The 24,139-nt window shown below is 60.1% G+C and carries 16 protein-coding genes and 1 pseudogene; 13 read left to right on the top strand and 4 right to left on the bottom strand.

Annotated elements, in window-relative coordinates:
* Window positions 1-8: 8 nt before the first annotated feature.
* On the bottom strand, window positions 9-479 hold the full coding sequence (locus ACZ1HA_RS09620; protein WP_375230720.1) for a tetratricopeptide repeat protein: 471 nt from the start codon (window positions 477-479) through the stop codon (window positions 9-11).
* Between the two features lie 15 nt (window positions 480-494).
* Here ACZ1HA_RS09620 and ACZ1HA_RS09615 point away from each other — a divergent pair, with 15 nt between their 5' ends.
* Window positions 495-1,766 carry a cytochrome-c peroxidase gene (locus tag ACZ1HA_RS09615; RefSeq protein ID WP_472715311.1) on the top strand — a complete coding sequence of 424 codons (1,272 nt, stop codon included), beginning with the start codon at window positions 495-497 and terminating at the stop codon, window positions 1,764-1,766.
* Here ACZ1HA_RS09615 and ACZ1HA_RS09610 read toward each other — a convergent pair whose 3' ends face one another.
* A complete protein-coding gene (locus ACZ1HA_RS09610) occupies window positions 1,767-3,080 on the bottom strand; it encodes a GH1 family beta-glucosidase (RefSeq protein ID WP_472713684.1) in 1,314 nt (437 codons plus the stop codon).
* Entirely contained in the window at window positions 3,077-4,114 is a 1,038-nt protein-coding gene (locus ACZ1HA_RS09605; RefSeq protein ID WP_472713683.1) for a LacI family DNA-binding transcriptional regulator, read from the bottom strand. The genes ACZ1HA_RS09610 and ACZ1HA_RS09605 overlap by 4 nt, the downstream gene beginning before the upstream one ends.
* Window positions 4,115-4,370: 256 nt before the next feature.
* On the opposite strand from ACZ1HA_RS09605, the gene ACZ1HA_RS09600 reads away from it, so the two are divergent.
* The 10 genes and pseudogenes from ACZ1HA_RS09600 to ACZ1HA_RS09555 all read left to right on the top strand — a co-directional run bounded on the left by ACZ1HA_RS09600 (window position 4,371) and on the right by ACZ1HA_RS09555 (window position 16,298).
* Window positions 4,371-5,726 carry an ABC transporter substrate-binding protein gene (locus ACZ1HA_RS09600; protein ID WP_472713682.1) on the top strand — a complete coding sequence of 452 codons (1,356 nt, stop codon included), beginning with the start codon at window positions 4,371-4,373 and terminating at the stop codon, window positions 5,724-5,726.
* Between the two features lie 81 nt (window positions 5,727-5,807).
* Window positions 5,808-6,788 carry a carbohydrate ABC transporter permease gene (locus ACZ1HA_RS09595; RefSeq protein WP_436399195.1) on the top strand — a complete coding sequence of 327 codons (981 nt, stop codon included), beginning with the start codon at window positions 5,808-5,810 and terminating at the stop codon, window positions 6,786-6,788.
* A 14-nt stretch (window positions 6,789-6,802) separates the two neighbouring features.
* Window positions 6,803-7,927, top strand: coding sequence for a carbohydrate ABC transporter permease (locus ACZ1HA_RS09590; RefSeq protein WP_375230725.1), 1,125 nt, complete (start codon window positions 6,803-6,805; stop codon window positions 7,925-7,927).
* A 24-nt stretch (window positions 7,928-7,951) separates the two neighbouring features.
* Window positions 7,952-9,610: an alpha-glucosidase family protein gene (locus ACZ1HA_RS09585; protein WP_472715310.1), complete on the top strand. Its 1,659-nt coding sequence runs from the start codon at window positions 7,952-7,954 to the stop codon at window positions 9,608-9,610.
* A 16-nt stretch (window positions 9,611-9,626) separates the two neighbouring features.
* Window positions 9,627-10,726: pseudogene (locus tag ACZ1HA_RS09580) on the top strand (ABC transporter ATP-binding protein).
* 172 nt (window positions 10,727-10,898) lie between these two features.
* Window positions 10,899-11,291: a DUF3307 domain-containing protein gene (locus tag ACZ1HA_RS09575; RefSeq protein ID WP_375230726.1), complete on the top strand. Its 393-nt coding sequence runs from the start codon at window positions 10,899-10,901 to the stop codon at window positions 11,289-11,291.
* A 134-nt stretch (window positions 11,292-11,425) separates the two neighbouring features.
* Window positions 11,426-12,028, top strand: coding sequence for a TolC family protein (locus ACZ1HA_RS09570; protein WP_472713681.1), 603 nt, complete (start codon window positions 11,426-11,428; stop codon window positions 12,026-12,028).
* Window positions 12,029-12,035: 7 nt separating this feature from the next.
* On the top strand, window positions 12,036-12,797 hold the full coding sequence (locus ACZ1HA_RS09565; protein WP_472713680.1) for a TolC family protein: 762 nt from the start codon (window positions 12,036-12,038) through the stop codon (window positions 12,795-12,797).
* Window positions 12,794-14,986: a type I secretion system permease/ATPase gene (locus tag ACZ1HA_RS09560; protein ID WP_472713679.1), complete on the top strand. Its 2,193-nt coding sequence runs from the start codon at window positions 12,794-12,796 to the stop codon at window positions 14,984-14,986. The genes ACZ1HA_RS09565 and ACZ1HA_RS09560 overlap by 4 nt, the downstream gene beginning before the upstream one ends.
* Window positions 14,976-16,298 (top strand): HlyD family type I secretion periplasmic adaptor subunit, encoded by a 1,323-nt coding sequence (locus tag ACZ1HA_RS09555; protein WP_472713678.1) that lies wholly within the window; start codon window positions 14,976-14,978, stop codon window positions 16,296-16,298. The genes ACZ1HA_RS09560 and ACZ1HA_RS09555 overlap by 11 nt, the downstream gene beginning before the upstream one ends.
* A 4-nt stretch (window positions 16,299-16,302) precedes the next feature.
* Here the strand turns inward: ACZ1HA_RS09555 and ACZ1HA_RS09550 are convergent, their stop codons facing one another.
* Window positions 16,303-18,537 (bottom strand): CHASE2 domain-containing protein, encoded by a 2,235-nt coding sequence (locus tag ACZ1HA_RS09550; protein WP_472713677.1) that lies wholly within the window; start codon window positions 18,535-18,537, stop codon window positions 16,303-16,305.
* Between the two features lie 282 nt (window positions 18,538-18,819).
* Between ACZ1HA_RS09550 and ACZ1HA_RS09545 the strand changes: the two genes are divergently transcribed.
* Window positions 18,820-22,356, top strand: coding sequence for an Ig-like domain-containing protein (locus ACZ1HA_RS09545; RefSeq protein WP_472713676.1), 3,537 nt, complete (start codon window positions 18,820-18,822; stop codon window positions 22,354-22,356).
* A 134-nt stretch (window positions 22,357-22,490) separates the two neighbouring features.
* On the top strand, window positions 22,491-24,131 hold the full coding sequence (locus tag ACZ1HA_RS09540) for an alpha-amylase family glycosyl hydrolase (RefSeq protein ID WP_472713675.1): 1,641 nt from the start codon (window positions 22,491-22,493) through the stop codon (window positions 24,129-24,131).
* The last annotated feature ends 8 nt before the right edge of the window (window positions 24,132-24,139 follow it).

Genomic DNA, 24,139 nt, shown 5'->3' with positions numbered 1-24,139 from the left:
CACCTGCCTTACCGGAACGGGTACATCCAGACCTTGTAATCTGCCACGAGAATATGCGCCTTCTCAATCTCTTCCGACGTCATCTTTTTCACGACTTCTTCAAGACTGATCGCTGCGTCGGGGTCACCGCCGATCGCGCTGAGCGTGTACCACATGTAGGCGCGGACCAGATCAGGCGCCGGCATGCCACGACCGATCTCGTAGTACCAGCCGATGCCGGACTGCGCGCCGGGGTGCCCTTTCATCGCGGACCGCAGGTACCACTCAAAGGCCCGCTGGTCGTCGCGTGGTACGCCAAGGCCCATCGCATACATGACGCCGATCAGCTCCTCGGCATCCGCATTGCCGGAGCGCGCCGCGGGCCAGAGTGCCTCGTAAGCCTCCTCAAAGCGGCCTTCCTCCATCATATCCCGCGCGCCTTCGATCTCGGCCAGCACGGGTGTGGCCAGAAGGCTCAGGGCAAAAAGCATTGCGCGCATGGTCTGGTGTTCTCCCTGTTTGCTTCAGCGGCCTTTGCAGGCGATCTGCCGCCACCGTTGACCGAGGCTGACTTCATCCGGTTCGATCCGGAACAGGCAGCGCTTGGTCATTCTCTCTTTTACGATACGGTGCTTTCCGGCAACCGCAATATCTCCTGCGCGCATTGTCATCATCCTGACCTAGGGACGGGCGACGGACTGAGCCTTGGTATCGGCGAGGGCGGCCAGGGACTGGGGCCTGACCGCACCCCGGGCACCGGCGCGGACCGCGTTCGCAAGCGTATCCCCCGCAACGCGCCTGGCCTGTGGAACCTCGGTGCGCGCGATCTGACGGTGATGTTCCACGATGGCCGTCTCAGCATTTCGGACATCTATGGCAACGGTTTCAATTCCCCGGCCGAGGAATGGCTGCCCACCGGGTTTAATTCGCTGCTCGCCGCTCAGGCGGTGTTTCCGCTGGTGGCACAGTTCGAAATGGCCGGCAATCCTGGCGAAAACGAGGTCATCGGGGCCGTGCATGACCGGATTGATTACGCATGGCCGATCCTGGCCAAACGCGTCCGCACCAAAGACGACTACGGTGCGCGTTTCGTGGCGGCCTTCGATCATATTGATGCCCCTGAAGACGTCACCATCGTAGAGATCGCCAATGCGCTGGCGGCGTTCATGGCCCTTGAGTGGACCAGCTATGACAGTCCCTTTGACAGGTACCTGGCAGGAGACACCGAGGCACTGACGCCCGGCCAGCAGGCCGGCATGGTGCTGTTTTATGGCGAGGCCGGATGCAGTACCTGTCATTCCGGAGCGCTGATGTCTGATCAGGCGTTCCACGCCCTGGGGCTGCCCGCCTTCGGGCCGGGCCGGACCCGGGTTTTTGACCCTTACGCCCGTGACGTGGGCCGGATGGGCGAAAGCAACCGGCTGGAAGACGCGTATGCGTTTCGCACGCCGATGCTGCGCAACGTCGCGCTGACCGCTCCTTATGGTCACAACGGCGCCTGGCCGACGCTGGAAGCGGCGATACGGCACCATATTGACCCACAGGCCGCGCGCGCCCGCTGGACCCGCGACGATGCAGCCCTGCCGGCGATCCCATGGCTGGCGCCTGTGGATTTCGTCATCCAAAACGATCGCCTCGAGATGGCGCGTCAGGCGGCAGTTGTTCCCGAAGCGAAGGTGACCCTTGAAGATCAGCAGATCCGTGAAATCGTGGCGTTTCTGGAAAGCCTTACCGGCGCATCCGTCGACACACCGCCCTTTGGCGTACCGGCATGGTTTACACCCTGATCAGCGGCGCAGTGCTTCGGCCACGGCGTGGTAAGACGCCTTGGGCGTGCGTTCCAGCGTTTCAAAATCCACATGCACCATGCCAAAACGTTTTTCGTACCCAAGCGACCATTCATAATTGTCCATGAGTGACCAGAATGTGTACCCGGCCAGCGGAACGCCCCGGTCAATGGCCCTGCGGGCAGCGGCCAGGTGGCTGTCCAGATAATCCATCCGTTCGGTATCCGGGCGGCCCAGGGTATCGGCGTTCGCCATACCGTTTTCCGTAATGTAAACGGGCAGTGCGCCGGTGTAATTCTGCTGCAACCAGGTCAGGATATATTCCAGTCCATCAGGTTCGATCTCCCAGCCCATCTGGGTTTTTGGCAGCGGCCCCGGCACCTCCTGCAGCGAGGGCCAGGCGCCGCTGTCGGGAGCAATTCTCTTGCAGGTGTAATAGTTTATCCCAAACCAGTCGAGCGGTTGCCCGATCAGGTCAAAATCGTCCTGCCAGCCTTTTGGCATGTAGGGCTCGATGCCTTCCATGACCTCATCCGGGTAGCTTCCGCGAAACAGACCGCCCACGAAAAACCGGTTATAGGTCGCCTCATAGGTCGCGGCAGCACGCTGTGCCTCCAGGCTGTCATCAGCGGCATGCACATGCTCGAAGTTGCACACGGCGCCGATGTTTTTCACATTAAGCGCGCGCATGGCCTGCACGCAGCGTCCGTGCGCGGTCAGCACATGGTGCATCGCATGGGCAGCCGCGCTGATGTCCCGCAGACCGGGTGCCTGCAGTCCCAGAAAATGCGACAGCCAGGCGACGCACCAGGGTTCATTGATCGGGGCGACACTGAACACCCGATCGCCGATCCGCTCCATGACGACAGTCGCGAAATCAGCCAGCCAGTGGCTGATATCGGGATTGCGCCATCCGCCCAGATCAGCCAGCGCCGCAGGCAGTTCCCAGTGATAGAGCGTTGCCATAGGCGCCAGACCACGGTCCAGCATCCCGTCCACAAGCCGGTCGTAGAAATCGAGGCCTTCAGCGTTCACCGGGCCCCGGCCCTCAGGCATCACACGGGCCCAGCTGGTCGAAAACCGATAGGCGTCAAGACCCATCGCCTGCATCAGGTCCAGATCTTCTTCCCAGCGGTGGTAGTGGTCGCAGGCTGTCATGCCATGTTCCGCGCGGACAACATTCCCCGGTGTCGCAGCAAAGGTGTCCCAGTGCGTCCGGCCGGCACCGCCAAATCCGTGGCCTTCAATCTGATAGCTCGATGTGGCCGCCGCAAACCGGAAACCGGGCGGAAAATCGGAACGGCTGAATTTCATGAACTGTGCCTTTCGGGGCAGGGGCCGGTCGACTGGCCAATGACCAGTTCTGCTTCCCACAGGTCGTGGGTCGGTGGTGCGTCAGGCGCACGTATCTGGTCAATCAGCATCTGGGCGCAGCGGCGGCCCGCATCCCGCACAGAAGACCGCACCGCAGTAAATTCTGGCCGGTCACCACCGTTGGTGAGATAGGAAATATCGTCGTCAAAACAGGCGACTGAAATGTCACGCCCAAGCTGCAGACCCCGTGCGGTGACCGCCCGTCTGATCCCGAGGGCGGGTACGACAGAAGAGGTGACAAAGGCCGTGGGCGGTGCGTCAAGATCCAGCATCGCACTTGCGGATGCATGCCCGTTCTGCTCGCTCATCTCACCGGAGTGCATCAGCTCCGGGTCCGGGCGGATGCCGGCTTTTTCAAGCGCGCGCAGGTACCCTTTGCGGCGGCGTTGTGCGAAGTCCATCTTTTCCTGTCCGTTGATGAAACCGATGCGGCGGTGGCCAAGATCCAGCAGATGCTCTGTCAGTACGTCCAGCGCACGTGTGTTGTTCACGTCCATCCATGAATAGGGGGTCTCGATATCTGAGGCCCGGCCATGCACCAGAAATGGCACATTCAGCTGCGCCAGATGCGGAATGCGCGGGTCATCGCACACCGGCGACTGAACGATCATGCCGTCCACGCTGCCGGTCTCCGCAAGCCTGCGGTAGGTTTCAAACTCATCCTCGTCCCGCACAACCGACAGGGTCATGTCGTAGCCATTAAGGGAATAAACTTCGCCGGCGCCGGCAATAAAATCCGCAAAAACGATGTTCACGATCTCGTTCTGCTTTGAGAACGGAACGATGTGCCCGATGGACATCGACCGGCCCGTAGCAAGCGACAGGGCGCGTGCACTGGGGCGGTAGTTGTAGCGTTTGGCAGCCTCTGTCACCCGGCGCCGCGTCGCTTCGTTTACCTCCGGGTATCCGTTCAGCGCACGGCTGACCGTGGTCGGCGACAGATCGAGCCGCTCTGACAGTTCCTTGAGATTCATCCCCGGTATCCCGCTTCTGGACTCAATTTCCGACCGACCCTAGGCAGAGAGCCGGGCCACGTCAAAGAAGAATCCAACATATGTTAGCGCCTAAACTCAATCGCGATTCAAAACCTTCTGTTTTTTCATCCCTGAGTTGACAGACCGGACCAGTTGCTGCACGTTTTCGTTATTCAAAGCGCTTTGAGGTGATTCTGAGCGCTTAAATAATGAGCACTAAGGCGCCGCCTGAAGGGCGCTGCAACGGGAGAAAATCATGACGGCACGCTATTACGCCGGCGCAGCAGCGCTGGCTCTTTTCGCAGGAATGGCGCATGCGGACGGGCATCAGCCGTTCGCAGTGGGCGAAGGCGATTTCACGTGGGACAGCTACACCGCGTTTGCTGAAAAATACGATCTGTCCGGGCAAACCGTCGAGATCACCGGCGCATGGACCGGTAACGAAAAAGAAAAAGTCGACGCGGTCTTCTCATACTTTGAGTCCGCCACAGGCGCGACCGTGAACTACTCAGGCTCTGACAGCTTCGAGCAGGACATTGTGATCTCGGCCCGCTCCGGATCGGCCCCTAACCTTGCCGCATTCCCGCAGCCGGGTCTTGCCGCTGACCTGGCAAGCCAGGGCCTGCTGAGCCCGCTGCCTGAAGGTTCCGCCGAATGGATCGCGGATAACTACGCCGCGGGCCAGTCCTGGGTTGACCTGGGCACCTACGCGGATGCGGACGGCAATGATCAGACGTACGGCCTGTTCTACCGCGTCGACGTGAAGTCGCTCGTCTGGTACTCGCCGATCGCCTTTGACGAGGCGGGGTACGACATCCCGGAGACAATGGAAGAGCTCAAGGAGCTGACCGACCTGATCGTCGAGGACGGAGGTACACCGTGGTGTATCGGTCTGGGTTCCGGTGCGGCGACCGGCTGGCCGGCAACCGACTGGGTCGAGGAAATGATGCTGCGCACGCAGCCGCCGGCGGTCTATGACCAGTGGGTGTCCAACGAGATGAAGTTCGACGATCCTGCGATCATCGCGGCGATGGAAGAGTTCGGCTACTTTGCGCTGAACGATGACTACGTGGACGGCGGTGCTTCGGCAGTTGCCAACACTGACTTCCGCGACAGCCCGGCTGGTCTCTTTGCGATCCCGCCCAGCTGCTACATGCACCGTCAGGCATCCTTCATCCCGGCCTTCTTCCCGGAAGGAACCGAAGTGGGTGAGGACGTGGATTTCTTCTACTTCCCGGCCTACGAAGAAAAGGATCTGGGCAAGCCGGTTCTCGGCGCTGGTGCGCTCTTTGCGATCACCAATCCGTCTGAGGCAACCAACGCCATGATCGAGTTCCTGCAGCTGCCCGTCAGCCATGAACTCTGGATGGCACAGGGTGGTTTCCTGACGCCGCACAAGGGCGTGAACCCTGCCACATACGCAAGCGACAGCCTGCGTGCGCAGGGTGAAATCCTGCTGAACGCAACCACGTTCCGCTTCGATGCATCTGACCTGATGCCGGGCGAAATCGGCGCGGGCGCATTCTGGACAGGCATGGTGGATTACACCACCGGTGCAAGCGCCGAAGATGTGGCCAAAGGCATCCAGGAACGCTGGGACGCAATCCAGTAATTCCGGCTGACGCCAACATCCCCGGCGCATGATGCGCCGGGGCATTTTCAACAGGGTACATTCCGTCTTGGGAGGGATGCTATGTCGCCGCTGGTTCAGGGTATTCTGACAATTTTCATTGGTGTCGGCGGCTGCGTCGGGTACTTTTTTCTGTCCAATCTTATTCTGGACAAGGTGATTTTCCCGCCACGTGCGGAAAACCCCGGGCAGAATATCAATCGTGCAAACCTTGTGCGTCCCTGGCTCTTTCTGTTTCCGGCGATGGCTGCCCTGGGTCTCTATCTGGTCTATCCGGTTGTAGGCTCTTTCTGGCGGTCGCTTTACAACCGTTCCGGCGAAGAGTTCATCGGATTTGGCAACTACGCCGTTATGTTCTCCGACGATGGCTTTCAGATTGCGCTGTTCAACAATTTCCTCTGGGTGCTCTTCGTGCCGGCCTCGGCCACCTTCCTCGGTCTTCTGGTCGCACAGCTGACCGACCGGCTGAAGTGGGGCAACATCGCCAAGTCACTGATTTTCATGCCCATGGCGATCTCTTTTGTGGGCGCGTCGCTGATCTGGAAATTCGTTTATGCCAACAACGCAGATATCGGTCTGATCAATGCGCTGCGGGACTTTTTCGGTGCTGACGAGCCGCTGGATGTGCTTCAGGTCCGTTTCTGGAACAACTTTTTCCTGATGTTTATCCTGATCTGGATTCAGACGGGCTTCGCCATGGTGATCCTGTCTGCGGCGCTGCGCGGCATTCCCGAGGAAACGGTCGAGGCCGCTATCATCGACGGCGCGAACCCTTTCCAGGTCTTCTTCAAAATCAAGGTGCCGCAGATCATGGGAACAATCGTGGTTGTCTGGACGACGATCACCATTCTCGTGCTCAAGGTTTTCGACATTGTCTACACGATGACCGGCGGCAACTTCGGCACTGAAATCCTGCCCAGCTACATGATGTCCTACATGTTCCGCGACGATGGCCGCGCCACGGCGGTGGCCTTCGTGATCATGATAATCGTCCTGCCCGTGATGATCTGGAACATCCGCCAGGCCCGCGCTGAGATGCGCTGAGAGGAGAGGCAACAATGGACAATATTGCAGGAACAAAATCATCTCTCACCTGGGCGGTTCAGATCTCTGTTGTGCTGCTCGTGGTGCTCTGGCTTATCCCGACTGTCGGTCTGCTGGTTTCATCCTTCCGTGACCGGGATCAGATTTCGGCGTCCGGCTGGTGGCTGTCGCCCTTTGCCGTAGAGCAGAACTTCCAGGCCAGTATTCCGGCCGAAGAAGCCCGCAAAGACGGCGATTTCTTTGTCATTGAGGGGAACATCTTCTCGGGCGGCGAGGGCGAAGTTCTGCGCTTTGGCGGCATGCGGTCAGCACCCACGGCATATGAGCCGGGCGAAACAGCCGATCTGCGGCGCGACCGCACACTTGTTGTGCAATCCAACGGCGACTTCATCTACAAGAACCCAAAAGAAATCAAACGCGATCCGAACGTTTATTACTCGAGTGCGACACCGCCCGACTTTTCCCTCAACAATTACCGCACCATTCTCTTTTCCAATGGGATGGACGTCGCCTTTATCAACACGTTCACGGTGACGATCCCCGCGACCATCATTCCGATCCTGATTGCGGCTTTTGCGGCCTATGCGCTTGCGTGGATGGACTTCCGGGGGCGCGGTTTCCTGATTGCGATGGTGGTTGGGCTGCTCGTTGTGCCTCTGCAGCTGGCGCTCGTGCCGCTGCTGCAGCTGCACAACAAGGTTGGCATCGGGCAGAGCTTTCTGGGCATCTGGCTGGCACACACCGGCTTCGGGCTGCCGCTCGCGATTTACCTTTTGCGCAACTACATGGTGGGGCTGCCGCGGGATATCATCGAATCCGCCAAGGTCGACGGGGCCACGGATTTCCAGGTCTTCACCAAGATCGTGCTGCCCCTGAGCTTCCCGGCGCTGGCCTCCTTTGCCATCTTCCAATTCCTTTGGGTGTGGAACGACCTTCTGGTGGCCAAGGTATTCCTGCCGTCCAACTCTGAATCCTGGGTTATGACGGTAAAAATTGCCGATGACCTGCTGGGCTCAAGAGGCGGTGACTGGGGTATCCTTGCCGGGGCGGCGTTTATCTCTATCGCCGTGCCTCTGGCCGTTTTCTTCACGATGCAACGCTATCTGGTGCGCGGTCTTCTGGCCGGCTCCGTCAAGTAATGAAAGTCTCTTTAAATGAGTAAGATGGACACTGTGGCCATGCCTGCAAACGCGCTCTCTGATGACACCGACTGGTGGCGTGGGGCTGCGATCTACCAGATCTATCCGCGCAGCTTTCAGGACAGCAACGGCGATGGTATCGGCGATCTGTCGGGCATCATCCACCGGTTGCCCTATGTGGCGGAGCTAGGTGTGGATGCGATCTGGATTTCGCCATTCTTCCGCTCTCCGATGCTGGATTTCGGATATGACGTGTCCGATTACCGCGATGTGGATCCGATGTTCGGCACGCTGGGGGACTTTGATGCGCTGATCGAACGGGCGCACCAGCTGGGTGTTCGGGTGATCATTGACCTGGTGCTCAGCCACACCAGTGACCAGCATCCCTGGTTCCGTGAGAGCCGCACGTCCCGCGACAATGCGAAATCGGACTGGTATGTCTGGGCCGATCCGAAACCTGATGGCTCTCCGCCCAACAACTGGCTGTCGATCTTTGGCGGCTCCGCCTGGGAATGGGACGGCGAACGGATGCAGTATTACCTGCACAATTTTCTGTCCGAACAGCCGGATCTGAACTTCCACAACCCGGACGTTCAGGACGAACTGCTGGATATCACGCGTTTCTGGCTGGAACGGGGCGTCGATGGTTTCCGGCTCGATACCGTGAACTTTTATGTGCATGACCGGGAGCTGCGGGATAACCCGCCGCTGCCCGAGGAAGAGCGTAACGACAATACGGCACCGTCTGTAAACCCGTATAACTTCCAGGACCATCTCTACGACAAGTCGCAGCCCGAGAACCTCGATTTCCTGCGGCGGTTCCGGGCGCTGCTGGATGAATACCCCGGCTCAACGGCCGTGGGGGAGGTCGGCGAGAGCCAGCGCGGGATGGAAGTTCAGGCGGCTTATACCGCTGGCGATGACCTGCTGCACATGTGTTATGACTTCGCGTTTCTGGCCAACGCCTATCCGACCGGAGAGCATGTCGGCGACATTCTGGAACGGTTCAACCGTATCGTGACCGAAGGCTGGGCCTGCTGGGCCTATTCAAACCACGACGTTGTGCGCCACGCGACACGCTGGAACATGGATGAGGCACGTCTGCGCCTTTATGCCGGTCTGCTGATGAGCCTGAAGGGGTCTGTATGTCTGTATCAGGGTGAGGAACTTGGCCTGACAGAGGCATATGTGGCCTACGAGGATCTGCAGGATCCTTACGGCAAACGTTTCTGGCCCAAATTCAAAGGACGCGACGGGGCGCGCACACCATTCCCTTGGACGCGCGACAACCGCAACGGCGGCTTTTCGGACGAAAAACCGTGGTTGCCGGTCGCGATGGAACACGTGCAGCGAGCAGCACAGGAACAGGCGACAGACCAGGGATCTACGCTGCAGTTCTACAAAGACATGCTCGCATTCCGCAAAGCGCATCCTGCAATCCTGAAAGGTAGCATCGAACTGATCGATGCAGACGAGAATCGTCTGAGTTTCCTGAGGACACATGAGGGCGCGCGCATCTTCTGCTGCTTTAATCTGTCGGACGAGGAACAGCCCGTGACACTGCCGACGGGCAGCTGGAGCGTGGACCGCGGAGCACCATTTTCAATCACAGAGACAGCGGACGGTATCATTTTGCCGCCGCACCAGGCGCTGTTTGCAATCGCGTCGGACGCGCAGGCCTGAAACGGGAGGGACAGCAATGGCAAATCTTAATCTGACGGATGTGGGCAAAGCCTACGGTGGGACCGTCGAGGTACTCAAGAACATCAATCTGGATATTCAGACCGGTGAACTGATCGTGTTCGTTGGCCCGTCCGGCTGCGGTAAGTCAACCCTGTTGCGCATGATCGCGGGGCTTGAGAAGATCACCTCGGGAGAGCTGCTGATCGATGGTGACCGGATGAACGATGTGCCGCCGGCGCAGCGGGGGATCGCGATGGTGTTCCAGTCCTACGCGCTTTACCCGCACATGACGGTGCGCGAGAACATGGCCTTTGCGCTCAAGCTCGCCAAGAAGTCGCCGCAGGAGATCGACGAGGCAGTCAGCCGCGCGGCCAAAGTGCTGCAGCTCGACCAGTACCTGGACCGACTGCCCAAAGCACTGTCGGGGGGCAAAGACAGAGGGTGGCCATCGGACGCTCGATTGTTCGCGATCCGAAGGTTTATCTCTTTGATGAACCGCTTTCCAACCTCGATGCGTCCCTGCGTGTCGCCACGCGGATTGAGATTGCGCAGCTCAAGGAAAGCATGCCGAACTCGACCATGATCTACGTGACGCACGATCAGGTCGAGGCGATGACCCTGGCGAGCCGGATTGTGGTGCTTGCCAACAAAGGTATTGCCCAGGTCGGGACGCCACTGGAGCTCTACGAGAAGCCGGAAAATGAATTTGTGGCACAGTTTATCGGCTCGCCGGCCATGAACCTGTTGTCGGGTGAAATTGTGGAAACCGGTGCAACCACGCAGGTGCGTCTTGATGCAGGGCAGGGTACGATTGCAGCGGCAATTCCCACACGCGACAGCGACAAGGGCATGAAGGTGAACGTTGGTATCCGGCCCGAGGATATGGTGCCGACAGATGATGACAATTATGCGTTCTCCGGCACGGTTGAAATTGTCGAAGCCCTGGGCGAGGTGACACAGCTCTATTTCGCCAAAGCGGGACCGGAGGCGGCTGCCGTTATTGGCAAACTGCCGGGTATCCATTCGGATGTGCGGGGCAAGGTGCTGCACATGACGGCAGTGCCGGAAAAGGTCCATCTTTTCTCGAACGGCCATTCGCTTCTCTACCGCGACTGACCGAAACCGGCGGGTGGGAGCCATTTGCCGGTTTTCCCCTAAAACGTGCATGGCGGGCACACCATAACGATAAATTAGCGGTTACAGGTAAAATTGCGTGTACGGCGGATAGACAGGTCGGGTCCGCTGGATTTAACCTCCGTTAACGATCTGGTGTGTGGAAGGACGTGTCTTGGGCGAAACGTACGGTGTGTTACTGGTGCTGCTGTGTTTGCTGCAGATCAAACACATGCTGGGTGATTACTTCCTCCAGACGCGGATGATGCTGGACGGGCGCGACCAGTACGCGCACCTGGGGCGGTTTCTGCATGCGGGCGTTCATGCCACCGGATCCTTCATCGCTTTTCTGCTGATCGGCGCGCCGGTTGCTTTCATTGTGCCGCTGGTGCTTGCCGAATGGGCTGTACATTTTCACATCGACTGGTGGAAGGGGCGTCATACCTCTGACCAGAACCTGACACCGGCTGATGCCGGATACTGGCGGGCATCCGGTGTGGACCAAGCTCTGCATCAACTGACCTATATCGCCATGATCTGGATCTGGCTCACGATGGGTGCTGGCTGATTTGTCCGGACTGATGCGTCCGGATTTCCACCTTAAGTAGCAGAATTTTCAGCAGATTGCTTTTTTCAGGCAGTTGGTTAACGTTAGGGCATTGTTTTAGTGTCCGGGCATTTCTGCCCTTCGGGGGAAATTGGTTGAAGAAGCTAAGCTGGGTGTGCTGTGCCGGTTTTCTGGCGCTGGTTCTGGCGGGGAACGCGTCTGCGGAGACCCTGCGCGATGCCGTTCGTTTTGCTGTTACGACCAACCCATCCGTACGGGCCAGCGACGCGGAAATGCGAACCGCAGCTTTCGAGCTGATGCAGTTGCGCGGTGAATATCTGCCGACGGTCACCATCACCGGGGAAACGGGATACCAGCGCGTCGACGACGTGAATTCACTGTCCGAGGCGGATAACCGCGAGACGAAACCGCGGCATCAGCTGGGCGTTCGTGCCGAAATCGTGCTGTTCGATGGCTTCCGCCGGTCTAACCTGGTCTACGCGAATGCAGCCCGGGTGGATGGGAGCATTTTCCGTCTGCTCGATGCATCCGAGACCATGGCGCTCAATGCCACTGAAGCCTACATTGACGTTGTCCGGCACCGCCGGCTGCTTGAGGTGGCGCGCAGCAATGTCACCAAGCACGAGGAGATCGGACGCCAGGTGACGGACCTGGTCGAGGGGGAGGCTGCCGTTCAGCGATCAGCTTACCATCGAAGACCGGATCCGTTCTGCGAAGCTGGCGCAGCTCGAAGTTGAACGTGCGTTGCGTGACGCCGGTGCCCGCTATGAGCGTGTCATCGGCCGGCCACCGTCCGGCAACATGACCGTCAGTGCAGCAACAGCACCGCAGTCTCTGGAGGCCCTCACACAGAACGCACTGGACAACAGCTACCGTCTGCTTTTTGCAAGATCGCAGATCGACCAGACACGGTCAGAAACAGAAGTTGCACTGGCCGACAGATACCCACGCTTCACTCTCGGGGCCGGGGTCGTGCGCGATATCAACCGCAACGGTGTGCGGGGCAACCGGACGGATGAAAGCATCGGCCTTGGCCTGCGCTGGACCATCTATCAGGGCGGCAGGAAGGCAGAGCGCAACGCGCTTGCCGCGATGAACAGCCGGGCCATTGCCGCTCAGGAGGTCGCCGTGCGGGACGTGCGTGAACTGGCGGCCAGAACGTGGAATACCTATGTGACAGACCGCCAGCGTGCGGCGCAGCTCTCTGACCAGTTGCGCATTAACCGTTCAATCGTAGAGGTTTACGGCGATGAGTTCAGAGCGGCCAAACGCACGCTGCTGGATCTGCTGGAGGTAGAACGCGCGCGCTTTACTGTTGAATTTGAAACCGTCGGCGCGCAGTCCGGTCTGGTGTTCAGCACCTATCGTGCGCTCGCCACTCAAAGCCTGCTGGCGGGATACTTTGATCTGCCGGCGAGCGAACTGGCCCTGGAGCCTGTTTTCCGCGATCGGGCGAAAACCGCCCCGGAGAATGTCTTTAACGTCAAAATAGAGCCGCTGAAGTGACGCCCGAAGACGGCACCGCCCCCAAGGCTGTGCCGGCGGGGAACGAGCCTGTGCCGGACCGGCTGCGGCTCGTGGCCTGGATGGCCGGACATTTCGGACGGACCTTTACTGCAGCCGCCGTCTCTGCGCGTCTGCCGGAAAACGCTGATCCGGACAATCCGGAAATGTTGTCCCGTGCGCTGAAAACCATCGGTCTGCGCAGCCGCCTGATCCCGCGGGACATCCGGCGCATTGATCCGGCGTCGCTTCCCTGTGTTGTCTTCCGCAAATCAGGCGATCCGCTGGTGGTCACCGGATTGCCCGACCGCGGCATCGTGCAGACTGTCGATCCGGTGGCGGGCGGGCTGGAGGCAGAACAGAAGCTCCGCGATCTGCGCCGGTCCCTGCTCCCGGGCGTTCTGCTGGTGACGCCGGCGGATGATGCCGCAACCGGCCGGTTGTCGCCGGAGGCTGCGGCTGAAACGCCAGCAAAGGGCCACTGGTTCTGGGTACCTGTCCGGGCCAGCTGGTCCGGCTGGATGCAGGTTCTGCTTGCCGCCTTTCTGCTCAATCTTCTCACACTGGCGCTGCCGCTTTTTGTGATGAACGTCTATGACAAAGTGATCCCGAATCTCGCCTATGTGACACTCTGGACGCTTGCGGTCGGCGTTGGCATAGCGCTGGCACTCGATCTTGTGATGCGTACGGTCCGCACAAACATCCTCGAAGCGATCAGCCGCCGGGTCGACCTTAAAGTCGCAGCGGCTCTCTTTCGCCAGGCCATGCAGGCAAGGCTTCTGGAACGTCCCGGCGGGGCGGCCGGTATTGTCAGCACCATCCGTGATTTTGAGGTCGTACGGGAGTTTTTCGCCTCCGCAACCTTTGTGGCGGTGATTGATCTGGCCTTTATCGGGATCTTTATTGCAGCGCTCTATTTCATCGTCGGCCCGGTCGCGCTGGTTCCTTTGTGTGCTGTGCCGGTTGTGCTGGTTCTGGCACTTCTCGCACAGCTACCGCTTGGCAGGGCTGCGGCGCGCGCCCAACAGATGGCAACAAAACGGCATGTCGTGCTGGTGGAATCCCTCGGCGGCATTGAAACCGTCAAAAGCCTGAACGCAGAGCCGCTGATGCAGCGTGAATGGGAGGCCGCCGTCACGGCCTCCTCGCGCGTGAACGGGCGGACCCGTTTCTGGTCCAACGTCGCGGCAAACGGCACCATGCTGGTCCAGCAGGCTGTGAGCGTTCTGATCATTGTCTGGGGTGTTTTTCTGGTCGCCGAAGGGCGGATTTCCATTGGCGGGCTGATCGCGGCTAATATCCTCGCGGGTCGTGTGTTGGCACCGCTGGGAACAATCGCGCAGACAATTTTCCGGGCGCAATATGCCTTTCGTGCGCTCGGGGCCCTGAACAGGTTCATGAAGCTTGAGACGGAGGAAGCAGGGGCTGTCAGATCGGATGCGGTCGTCAGACGCGGCGCGCTGTCATTGGATGACGTAACATTTACCTATCCCGGTGCGCAGAATACGGCTCTCTCAGGGCTCACATTCGACATGGCACCGGGAGAAAGCATTGCCTTGCTGGGGCGGGTAGGGTCCGGCAAAACGACAACCGGCAAGGTGCTGGCGGGGCTGATCCGGCCGTCATCCGGTACCGTTCTCGTCGATGGCATCGCACTGGATCAGTACGATACCGCCGAGCTGCGGCGTGGCGTTGGTTATCTGCCGCAGTCACCGGAGCTTTTTACCGGAACGCTGCGTGAAAATCTGGTTATCGGCGCCCCCGATGCAACGGACGCAGATATCAGCCGCGCGCTCTACTTTGCGGCGATGGATGAATTTGTGGCCGGTCTGCCGGAAGGGCTGGACCTCTTTGTCGGCGAACGGGGCGCACGCCTTTCCGGTGGTCAGCGCCAGGGGATTGCTCTTGCCCGTCTGTTGCTGCGCCGCCCGCGTGTGCTGTTCCTTGATGAGCCGACCAATGCGATGGACCACCGTATGCAGCAGCAGATCACCGAACGTCTGAAAGAGCTGAACCGCAGCGGAATGGGTTTGCTGATCTCCACGCACAGACAGTCCCTGGCCGCGCTGGCGGGCCGTCTGATTGTGATGGATGCGGGCCGTGTTGTTCTGGATGGCGCACCTGGCGATGTGATGACATGTCTGAAGGACATGGGTGCTGCAAAAGAGCAGGAGACCAGCGGTGTTCGGTAACCGGGACGAGGATGTTTTCGTAAACGATGTCCGGTCCGTGTCCGGAGCGGGGCGGGACCGCGGACCGCTGCGTCTGTTGCTGGTTGTGGCGCTCGGCATCGGGTTGTTTGTCGCCTGGGCTGCCACGTACCGGATCGAGGAAACGGCGCGCGCGGTCGGTCGGGTGATCCCCTCGCAGCAGGTGCAGGTCGTGCAGAGTGCTGAGGGCGGCATTGTGCGCGATATCGCCGTGCGCGAGGGGGATCTGGTCGAGGCCGGTGATGTGCTGATGCAGATCGACGACATCCGGTCAGACGCCGAACGGGGCCAGCTGCTGGAACGTGAGGCCGCCATTCTGGCGGAATCCATCCGGCTGGAGGCTGAGGCCGCGCTGGCGTCGGCGCCTGATTTTCCGGTCGCACTGGAGGCGCGTGCGCCGCTGGCGACGGCAGCCGAGGGGCGTCTGTTTGACAGCCGCCGCGAGCAGCTGACACGCGAATTGGAAGTGCTGCAGGCCCAGCTGACCCAGCGCCGCAGCGAGCTGGACGAAATGCGTGCGATCAGGGCCCGCACCCGGGCGGTCATCGCGCCACTGTCCGAAGAGATCGCACTGACGCAGGACATGTTTGACCGGGGGCTGGTGCCGCAGATCGAACTGCTGCGCCTGCAGTCCAGGTTTGCTGAGCTGAGCGGTGACATTGCCGTCAGCGAAGCCAGTGAACCGCGTCTGCAGGCGGCCATAGGTGAGGCCGAAAACCAGATCAACGCGGCCCGCTCTGCTTATGTACTGACCGCCCGTCAACGGCTGGCACGGCTGCAGCTGGAGCTTGCCGTGGTTCAGGAAACCCTGCGCAGCGCCAATGACCGGGTGACCCGTGCGCAGTTGCGTGCGCCGGTGCGCGGCACAATCAACCGGGTCAACACGACAACCATCGGCGCGGTGGTGCAGCCGGGCGCTGCGCTGATCGAAATTGTGCCCTCCGATGACAGCCTTCTGATCGAGGCGGACCTTGGGCCCCGCGATATTGCCTTTGTGCGCACCGGCGAACCCGCATCGGTCAAAATCTCTGCCTACGATTACCTGGTGTACGGGGCGCTTGCGGGGGAAGTTCTGCGGATCGGGGCCGATACGATCACCGCCGAGGGCGGGACAGAGTTTTTCCGTGTGATTGTCCGGACGGACAAATCCTGGCTGGGCACGGACGACAATCCATTGCCCATCACGCCGGGAATGATCGCGTCGGTGGATATCCAGACCGGCGAGAAAACCGTGCTCTCCTATCTTGCGCGGCCTATTCTGCGCGCCCGCTCAGAGGCCTTGCGGGAGCGGTGACCTACTATTTTCCGGTTGAGGCATAGACCCCATCCCAGTCGCCGGCCGGCGGGTCAGAACGCAGCTGAGCGATGCGCGTGGCATAGAGCGTAACATAGGCGTCGAGGTCCTGACCTGCTTCGGCCGCCATTGCCGGCAGGGAAGAGAGTGCAGCATCGGCCCCGTCCCAGTCCTGCGCCCGGTAGGCATCCAGCATCTCAGCATTTCTGAGGATGAGCCCCTGAAAGGCGGATTGTGAGCGCAGACCATCATGACCGAAGAGGGAAAAGACCGTCTCCGGCACCTCTTTACCAACAACGCGGATCCTGTCCAGTTCCATGACGGCCATGTCCTGCGACACACGCGCGGCGGTCGCCTGTCCGAGAATAATGGCGCACCCGTAGTAGCGGGACTGACCCTCAAGCCGCGAGGCGACATTCACCGGATCGCCCAGTGCAGTGTAGTCAAAGCGTGTGTCGCTGCCCATGTTGCCCACAACGCACTGGCCGGTGTTGATGCCGATCCCAACCTTCAGCGGGTGTACCCGGTGTCCGTCGCGGCCCGTGGTCCGTGTGCCGGAACGCAGACGCTTTGCATTGAAGGCCTCCACATCAGAGATCATGCGCAGGGCGGCATGGCAGGCGGCATGGGCGTGTTCCTGGTGGTCCAGCGGCGCGTTCCAGAACGCCATCACGGCGTCACCCATGAATTTGTCGATGGTTCCCTGGTTGTCCATGATCGCCTCGGACAGGATCGTCAGGAACCGGTTCATCAGAACGGTCAGCGCCTGCGGGTCATCGCGGTATTCTTCGGCAATGGCGGTGAAGCCACGGACATCGCTGAACAGCAGCGTTAGCTGCCGGGATTCCCCGCCCAGAGTGAGTTTGCCCTGGTTGCGGCTCAGCTGATCCACCAGGTCCGGCGAGACATACTGCCCGAACGCGCTGCGGATTTCGCGCCTTTGCCGTTCCTCGCGCAGGTAGTTCACCGTCGAGATCAGCATGATCGCGGTCGCCGTTGCCAGCACCGGAAAGGTCGGATCAATCAGCACGCGGTGCTCGTGGAACATGAAATAGGACCAGGCCACATATCCTGAGAGCAGCACAACAGAAGACGAAATCAGCAGCCGGGCAGAAAGGCTTGGGGCAAAAATGATCACCAGCGTGCAGAGCACAAGTGTCAGGACCAGTTCAACGGCGATGGCATAATTCGGCCGGCTGAGCAGCGTCTGCGCCATGATGTTTTCGAGCACCTGTGCGTGGATTTCCACCCCGGCCATCGGGATGCCCAGCGGTGTCGCGCGGAAATCTTCCAGCCCGATGGCGGAGGTGCCCACAAGGACCAGATGCCCCGCCATGCGACCAGGCGGCATGCGCCCCCCGATCAGGTCAGCCGCCCGCACGTAACGGCTCTGCGAAGAGGGCGTGAGATAGGGCCAGACAGTGCCATCCCGCGCGGTGGGCACAAGCTGGCGGGCAAGGACCACCCCCTCGATACCCGCGTCGTTTGTGCGGATTGCATAGGTCCCGCCGCCGGTCGCCACCCGCAGCAGTTCCGGTGTCAGCCCCAGCCGGATCTTATCCTGCACCATCATCACCAGCGGGACGCGGCGGTAGACGCCATCGGCATCCGGCCTTGTCGCGAACATGCCGCGGCCGGCGGCGTTGGCCTCAAGTGCGGGAAGGTTCTGCAGAATGTCGGGAAACCGGAGCAGGAAGGGCGTCGGGTCAGGCCCGATCAGTGCAGGGGGCATATCAACCATTTCACGCTTTTCGGCACGGTTTCCTGCCAGCGAACGCACGGTGGCCTGCCCGACAATGACCCGCGACCGGGCAAAGGCCTGCGCCAGCAGATCGTCGTTCTCGGGCATGCCGGAAAGCTGCTCTGCGAGCTCCGGGGGCATGCCCGGATTGTCCCGTGCGATCTGCGGCGGCGACAGGCGGTCCGGTTCGGCAAAGACGATATCGAACCCGATGGCCACGGCACCGTCGGCTGTCGCGCGATCCACCATCTCGGCCACGCGCGTGCGGGGCCAGGGCCATTGGCCAATCTCCTCGATACTGCTGTCATCAACATCCAGGATCGTCACCGGCAGAGGGGTGATATCGCGGGGTTTGGACTGGTGGTAGAGATCAAAAGCGGTGTGCCGCAGCGTTTCAACCGGCAGCGGGTCACCGATGCGAATCGCCAGACCGCACAGGAGCCCCAGAAAAGAGATGACCCTGATCCAGCCCAGCCACTTTGAAAACCACTCTTTCATACCCGGCTGGACCCTGACCGTAATTTTCTTAATGAAATCAGCGCACAGGCTGAATTTTTGCTTAGCTGCTGATGATTGTGACGAATTTCCGCAACGGATCAACCCTGCGGGATTCGTGAAATTGTTTCCAAAATGTTACCAAAGACCCAAAAAACCTTGCCGGTTATGCGCTTTGTGGCAGCATTCAGGCAATTGTCTGGTGGGAATGTGTCGTGGTTCACATACGGATCACGGGGGTATTGTTAAAAGTTTAACAGATTTATTAATGCGGGGATTTCAGATGTGTCGTTGCGCGTCACTGACATAAGTCAGCCGCCGACCGGTACACATGTACTGAGCGCGGATAGTGACGGACGCCTCGTTGCGCCGGACAGCGAACAGCTGTTTGGCGGAGACTACACGCGCTCGGGCAACGATCTCTATGTCTCTGCAGACGGCCTGCCGGACCTCTATATCCCGGGATACTTCAGGGGCGCTCCGGCTGACATCATGGATGCCAGCGGCGCCGTGGTCCGGGGGCCGGTTGTCGCGCAGCTGGCAGGACCGGAAGCGCCGGCTCAGTATGCCCAGACAGGTGGAACGACGACGCCGGGCGCGAGCCCTGTGGGGCAGGTCGAAACGCTAGAAGGCGCCACGACCGTCCAGCGTACCGACGGTTCTGTCGAAACCCTGCAGGTGGGGTCGCAGATCTACCAGCAGGACGTGGTGCAGACAGCTGATGGCGGATCGGTCTCCATCACCTTTGTGGACGGCACAATTTTCACGCTGGCCTCTGCGTCACGCATGGTCATCGACGAGCTGATCTATGATCCCGAGTCCGCGTCGAATTCCGGTGGTTTCAGCCTGTTGCAGGGCAGCTTTGTTTTTATTGCCGGACAGGTTGCAAAAACCGGTGGTATGGAGGTCAGTACACCGTCCTCCACCATGGGCATCCGGGGCACAACGGTTCTGGTTGAAGTGACCGCGGACGGTGGTGTTGTGACCAGTTCCGTGACACTGACGCGCGACCCGGATGGCAGTGTGGGCCGTGTTGAGCTGCGCGATGTTGACGGCAACCTCGTGGCAACGCTGACCGATATTAACACTAAATGGCTGGTGTCCTCAGCCGGTGGCGAAACCCGTGAGGTGGCACGTACCCTTCAGGATGATGCAGACGACAGTCTGCTGATCGCAGAGGCATTTGCGGCCTTCCGGTCGGCTGTTGCGCGGGTGGATAACGGCGACACCTTTGTCACGCTCAGTGATCCTGGCGGTCCGCCGTTGGGGGGGACGGGCGGCAACAGCCCTGAAAATTCCTTCCAGGTCGATTCAATTGACGAGCCCGATACCATCGAGCAGCCGCCGGACGTCCAGAGCGATGATGCCGATACATTCGAGCCTTTTGATGATGGTCTGCTGCAACCTGACCTGGCTCCGGAACCGCCGGTATTCCGTTTCTCCGGCCTTGAGGACGCCACCGTGGACGATGCTATTGCTGGTGTTGTCGCGGTACAGGGCGGCACGGGGCCGCTCACCTATTCGCTGAGCTCTCCGCCCGCGACCGGCAGCGTTACAGTCAACGCAGATGGATCTTTTGAATACGTTCCGGCACCGGATTTCAACGGACAGGAAACATTTGCGCTGAACGTGCTGGATGACGCTGGTGAGACCAGCGAAGCGATTGTCGTCGTCGAAGTTCTGCCGGTAAATGATGCGCCCGCCGTCAGTCCGGGCGACAGCAGCCTGACAGGTGCAATCGAAGAGGCCATAGAAGACACGACAATTTCCGGCACGCTGGTTGCAACGGATGTGGATGCCGGATCGGTGCTGACCTGGAGCATCGCCGCCACGGCCGCGGTTTACGGAACATTCGCCGTCACACCGCAGGGTGTGTGGTCTTATACAATCGACAACGAACTGGCCGATCCGCTGCGCGTGGGGGAGATGGCAACCGAAACGCTCACCGTCACGGTAACGGATGAATTCGGTGCTACAGACAGCGAAACCGTTTCCGTTCTCGTGACCGGCACAAATGATGTGCCGACGGTCAGCCGCGTCAGCGTGTTTGAAACCACCCAGGACACCGACGTTACGGGGACACTCACCGCAGGCGATATTGATGGTGCCGGTGCTTTCAGTTTTGCTACTGGCTCGGATGCTCCTGCGAACGGGACCGCGGTCATCAATCCCGACGGATCGTTCTCATACAAACCGGACACCGGCTTTGTGGGCGTTGACCGCTTTACGTACACGGTCACGGACGAGGATGGTGGGCAAACGGAAGGCCGGATCGAGGTTGAGGTCGAGAATACAACTGTCGATATCAGCGGTGCCAGTGTTTCTGTCGATCTGAACCGTGACGCCACAGTGGATACGGCCGCCGGGGCCGTTGCTATTGATGTTGACGGCGATGTTGCCGTTACGCAGATCAACCTCTCTGTGCTGCTGGACAGCTCGGGCAGTATTCCGCTGCCGCTCTGGAACAGCCTTCTGGAGTCCCTTGAGGACGCAATGAACATCCTCGTTGACCAGTTCGAGGGCTCGGCAACAGTCGTCGAGGTTCAGTTCACTTCTTTCGGGTCGACCATCAGTTCCAGCGCTGTCCTTGATCTGATGGATCCGGATTTGTCGGCTGCCATTCGCGGACTGCCCTACACCGGTACAGGGACCAACTGGCGTGCGGCATTCACGGAGGCCGGTGACTTCCTGCTGGAGGAAGCCCCTGACGAATCCAATTACCTGCTCTTTGTAACGGATGGCAGGCCCAGCAGCGGGGACTGGCAATCAGCGCTTTCCGAACTGACGAACCCTGCCGATGGGCGCGATCCGGTTGAGATCAGTGCCTTTGGCTTCGGCGACGTGGATTTTGCGCAACTGCAGCTTGTCGACCCGGATGCAGTTCAGTTTGTCAGCCCGTCGGATCTGTCCGCAGCACTGCAGGAATCGCCGCTCTTCACGCCGGAACTGGTGGACCTTTCCGTGCGGCTGGAGGTCGATGGCACAGACCTTGGTGTCATAGCGGACGAAACCAGCCCGGCCCTGCAGATCGAGGGCCTTGATTATGAGTTGCCACTCGCCGCCATCGAAAACATCGCCGGTATGCTTGGCGAAGACAACCGCATCTCAATAGACGCCGGGTTCGATACGGATGGCGACAAAAACACCGTTGAGTTCGAACTGACGTCCTTTGACTCCTTCGGCCGCGCAGACACAGCGCAGACACTGACGGGGCTCGACGGCCACGACCTGCTCTTTGGCAGCAATGAGGACGACAGCATCACTGGTGGCGACGGTAATGACGTCATTCTCGCCTTTGACGGCGATGACACGATCAGCGCGGGGGCCGGAAACGACAGTGTTCTGGCAGGTGACGGGGATGACCGCATCATAATGACCGACATGCCGACGGGCACAGAAGTTGTCAGCGGCGGGGCGGGCCGTGACGTGCTCGAAGTGGATGTGGCAGACATAAATGCCCTGCTGGCAGCGACCGATCTGTCCGGGATCGAAGCCATCGATATGGACAACGGGCGCGCGGATGCTCTCTCCCTCAGTCTTGCGGACATTGTCTCCTTCTCGGACGAGGCTGATACCGAACTTGAAGCGCTGCTGGGCACTGCACTGCCGGAAAGCATCACGGTCTATGGCGAAACCGGTGATCTGGTCGATATCAGCACCGGCGCGGGCGAGAGTGTGCGGGCCGCAGCAGCAGGTCCTGTGAACGATGGAGCAGGCAACGCCTTCACGATCTACGAATACGTCGATTCGGGGGGCGAGGTGCTGGCCACTCTTGCCGTGGAATCCGCCGTGACTGTGGCGTCGGACGGCGCGACTGTCTGACCTTTTTCTGACGTTTTTCCGTGACTTCGCCGAAAGTTCCGCAGCCTGTGCAAAGTGCATGTTCTGCGGGCTTTTCATCCTGTCAGGATGGTGTTTATTAGCGCTCGGTCGTCCCCTGACAATCCGAGGAAATTATGTCTGAACAGACACAGCAAAGCAGTGACAGAAACTGGTGGAAGGGTTGCTCCATATATCAGGTGTATCCCCGCAGTTTTCAGGACAGCAACGAAGACGGTATCGGTGATCTTGGCGGCGTCGTGCAGCGCATGGATTACATCGCGGCGCTCGGTGTTGATGCGATCTGGATCTCGCCGTTCTTTACCTCCCCGATGAAGGATTTCGGCTACGACGTCAGCGATTACTGCGACGTGGACCCGATGTTCGGCACGCTGGCGGATTTCGACGCGCTGGTTGAGGCCGCGCATGCGCATGGTCTGAAGGTCATGATCGACCTTGTGCTGTCGCATACCTCGGACCAGCATCCCTGGTTCATGGAAAGCAGGGCCAGCCGCGAGGGGCCGCGCAGCGACTGGTATGTCTGGGCTGACCCGAAACCGGATGGCACCGCGCCCAACAACTGGCTGTCGATTTTCGGCGGACCGGCCTGGCAGTGGGATGCGCAGCGTGAGCAGTATTACCTGCACAATTTCCTGACCTCGCAGCCCGATCTGAATTTCCACAGTGAAGATGTGCAGAACGCCCTGCTGGGGGTTACGCGTTTCTGGCTGGACCGGGGTGTGGACGGTTTCCGTCTGGATACGGTCAACTTTTACTACGCCGACAAAAATCTGCGCGATAACCCGGCGCTGCCCAAAGAAGACCGGTCAGCGGTTCTGGCGCCGTCCGTGAACCCCTACAACCATCAGGACCACGTCTATTCCAAGAACAGGCCGGATAACCTGGAGTTTCTGGCAAGGTTCCGCGCGCTGCTGGACGAATACAATGCCATCACCTCTCTGGGGGAAATCGGCGATGCGCTGCATGGTCTGGACCTTCTGGGGCAGTACACTTCGGGCGATGAGGCACTGCACATGTGCTACGCCTTTGAGTTTCTTGCGCGCGAAAAGCTGACCGCATCGCGTGTGGCTCAGGTGTTCGACGAGCTGGGGCGTGCGGCGCGCAACGGCTGGGCGGCATGGGCGTTTTCCAACCATGACGTTATGCGCCACGGGTCGCGATGGGAGCTGAGCCCGGCGGCGCTCAGGCTGCATGCCACCCTCCTGATGTGTCTGCCCGGCACGGCCTGTCTTTATCAGGGCGAAGAACTCGGACTGCCCGAGGCAGATGTCCCGTTTGAGGATCTTCAGGACCCCTACGGCATTGAGTTCTGGCCGGAATTCAAAGGCCGCGATGGCTGCAGAACGCCGATGGTCTGGGCCGCTGACGAGCTGAATGCGGGCTTCACACCTGCAATTCCATGGCTGCCGGTCTCGCACAGTCATCTGGAGAACGCCGCCGACATTCAGGAACGTACACCGGGATCGCTGCTGCATCACTACCGGAACGCGCTGGCGTTCCGTAAACAGCATGCAGCGCTGCGTCATGGTACGCATGATGGGGTTTTCGCCTACGGCGATGTGCTGCATTTCTCCCGCGTGGCTGACGGAGAAACGCTGTTCTGTGCGTTCAACATGTCGGATACGCCGTCGATGCACGCATTGCCGCCCGGAGAATGGGAAACCATTGCCCAGGAACTCGGTGGAGGCAGCCCGGGCCCTGAAAACCGCCTGCATCTCGGGCCCTGGCAGGTCTGTATCGCGCGCCGTACCGGGTGACGGGGAGG

Source organism: Roseobacter sp. S87 (genome assembly GCF_055693285.1).
The sequence above is the reverse complement of the archived record's forward strand: the minus strand, read 5'-3'. Positions and strand labels throughout refer to the sequence as shown.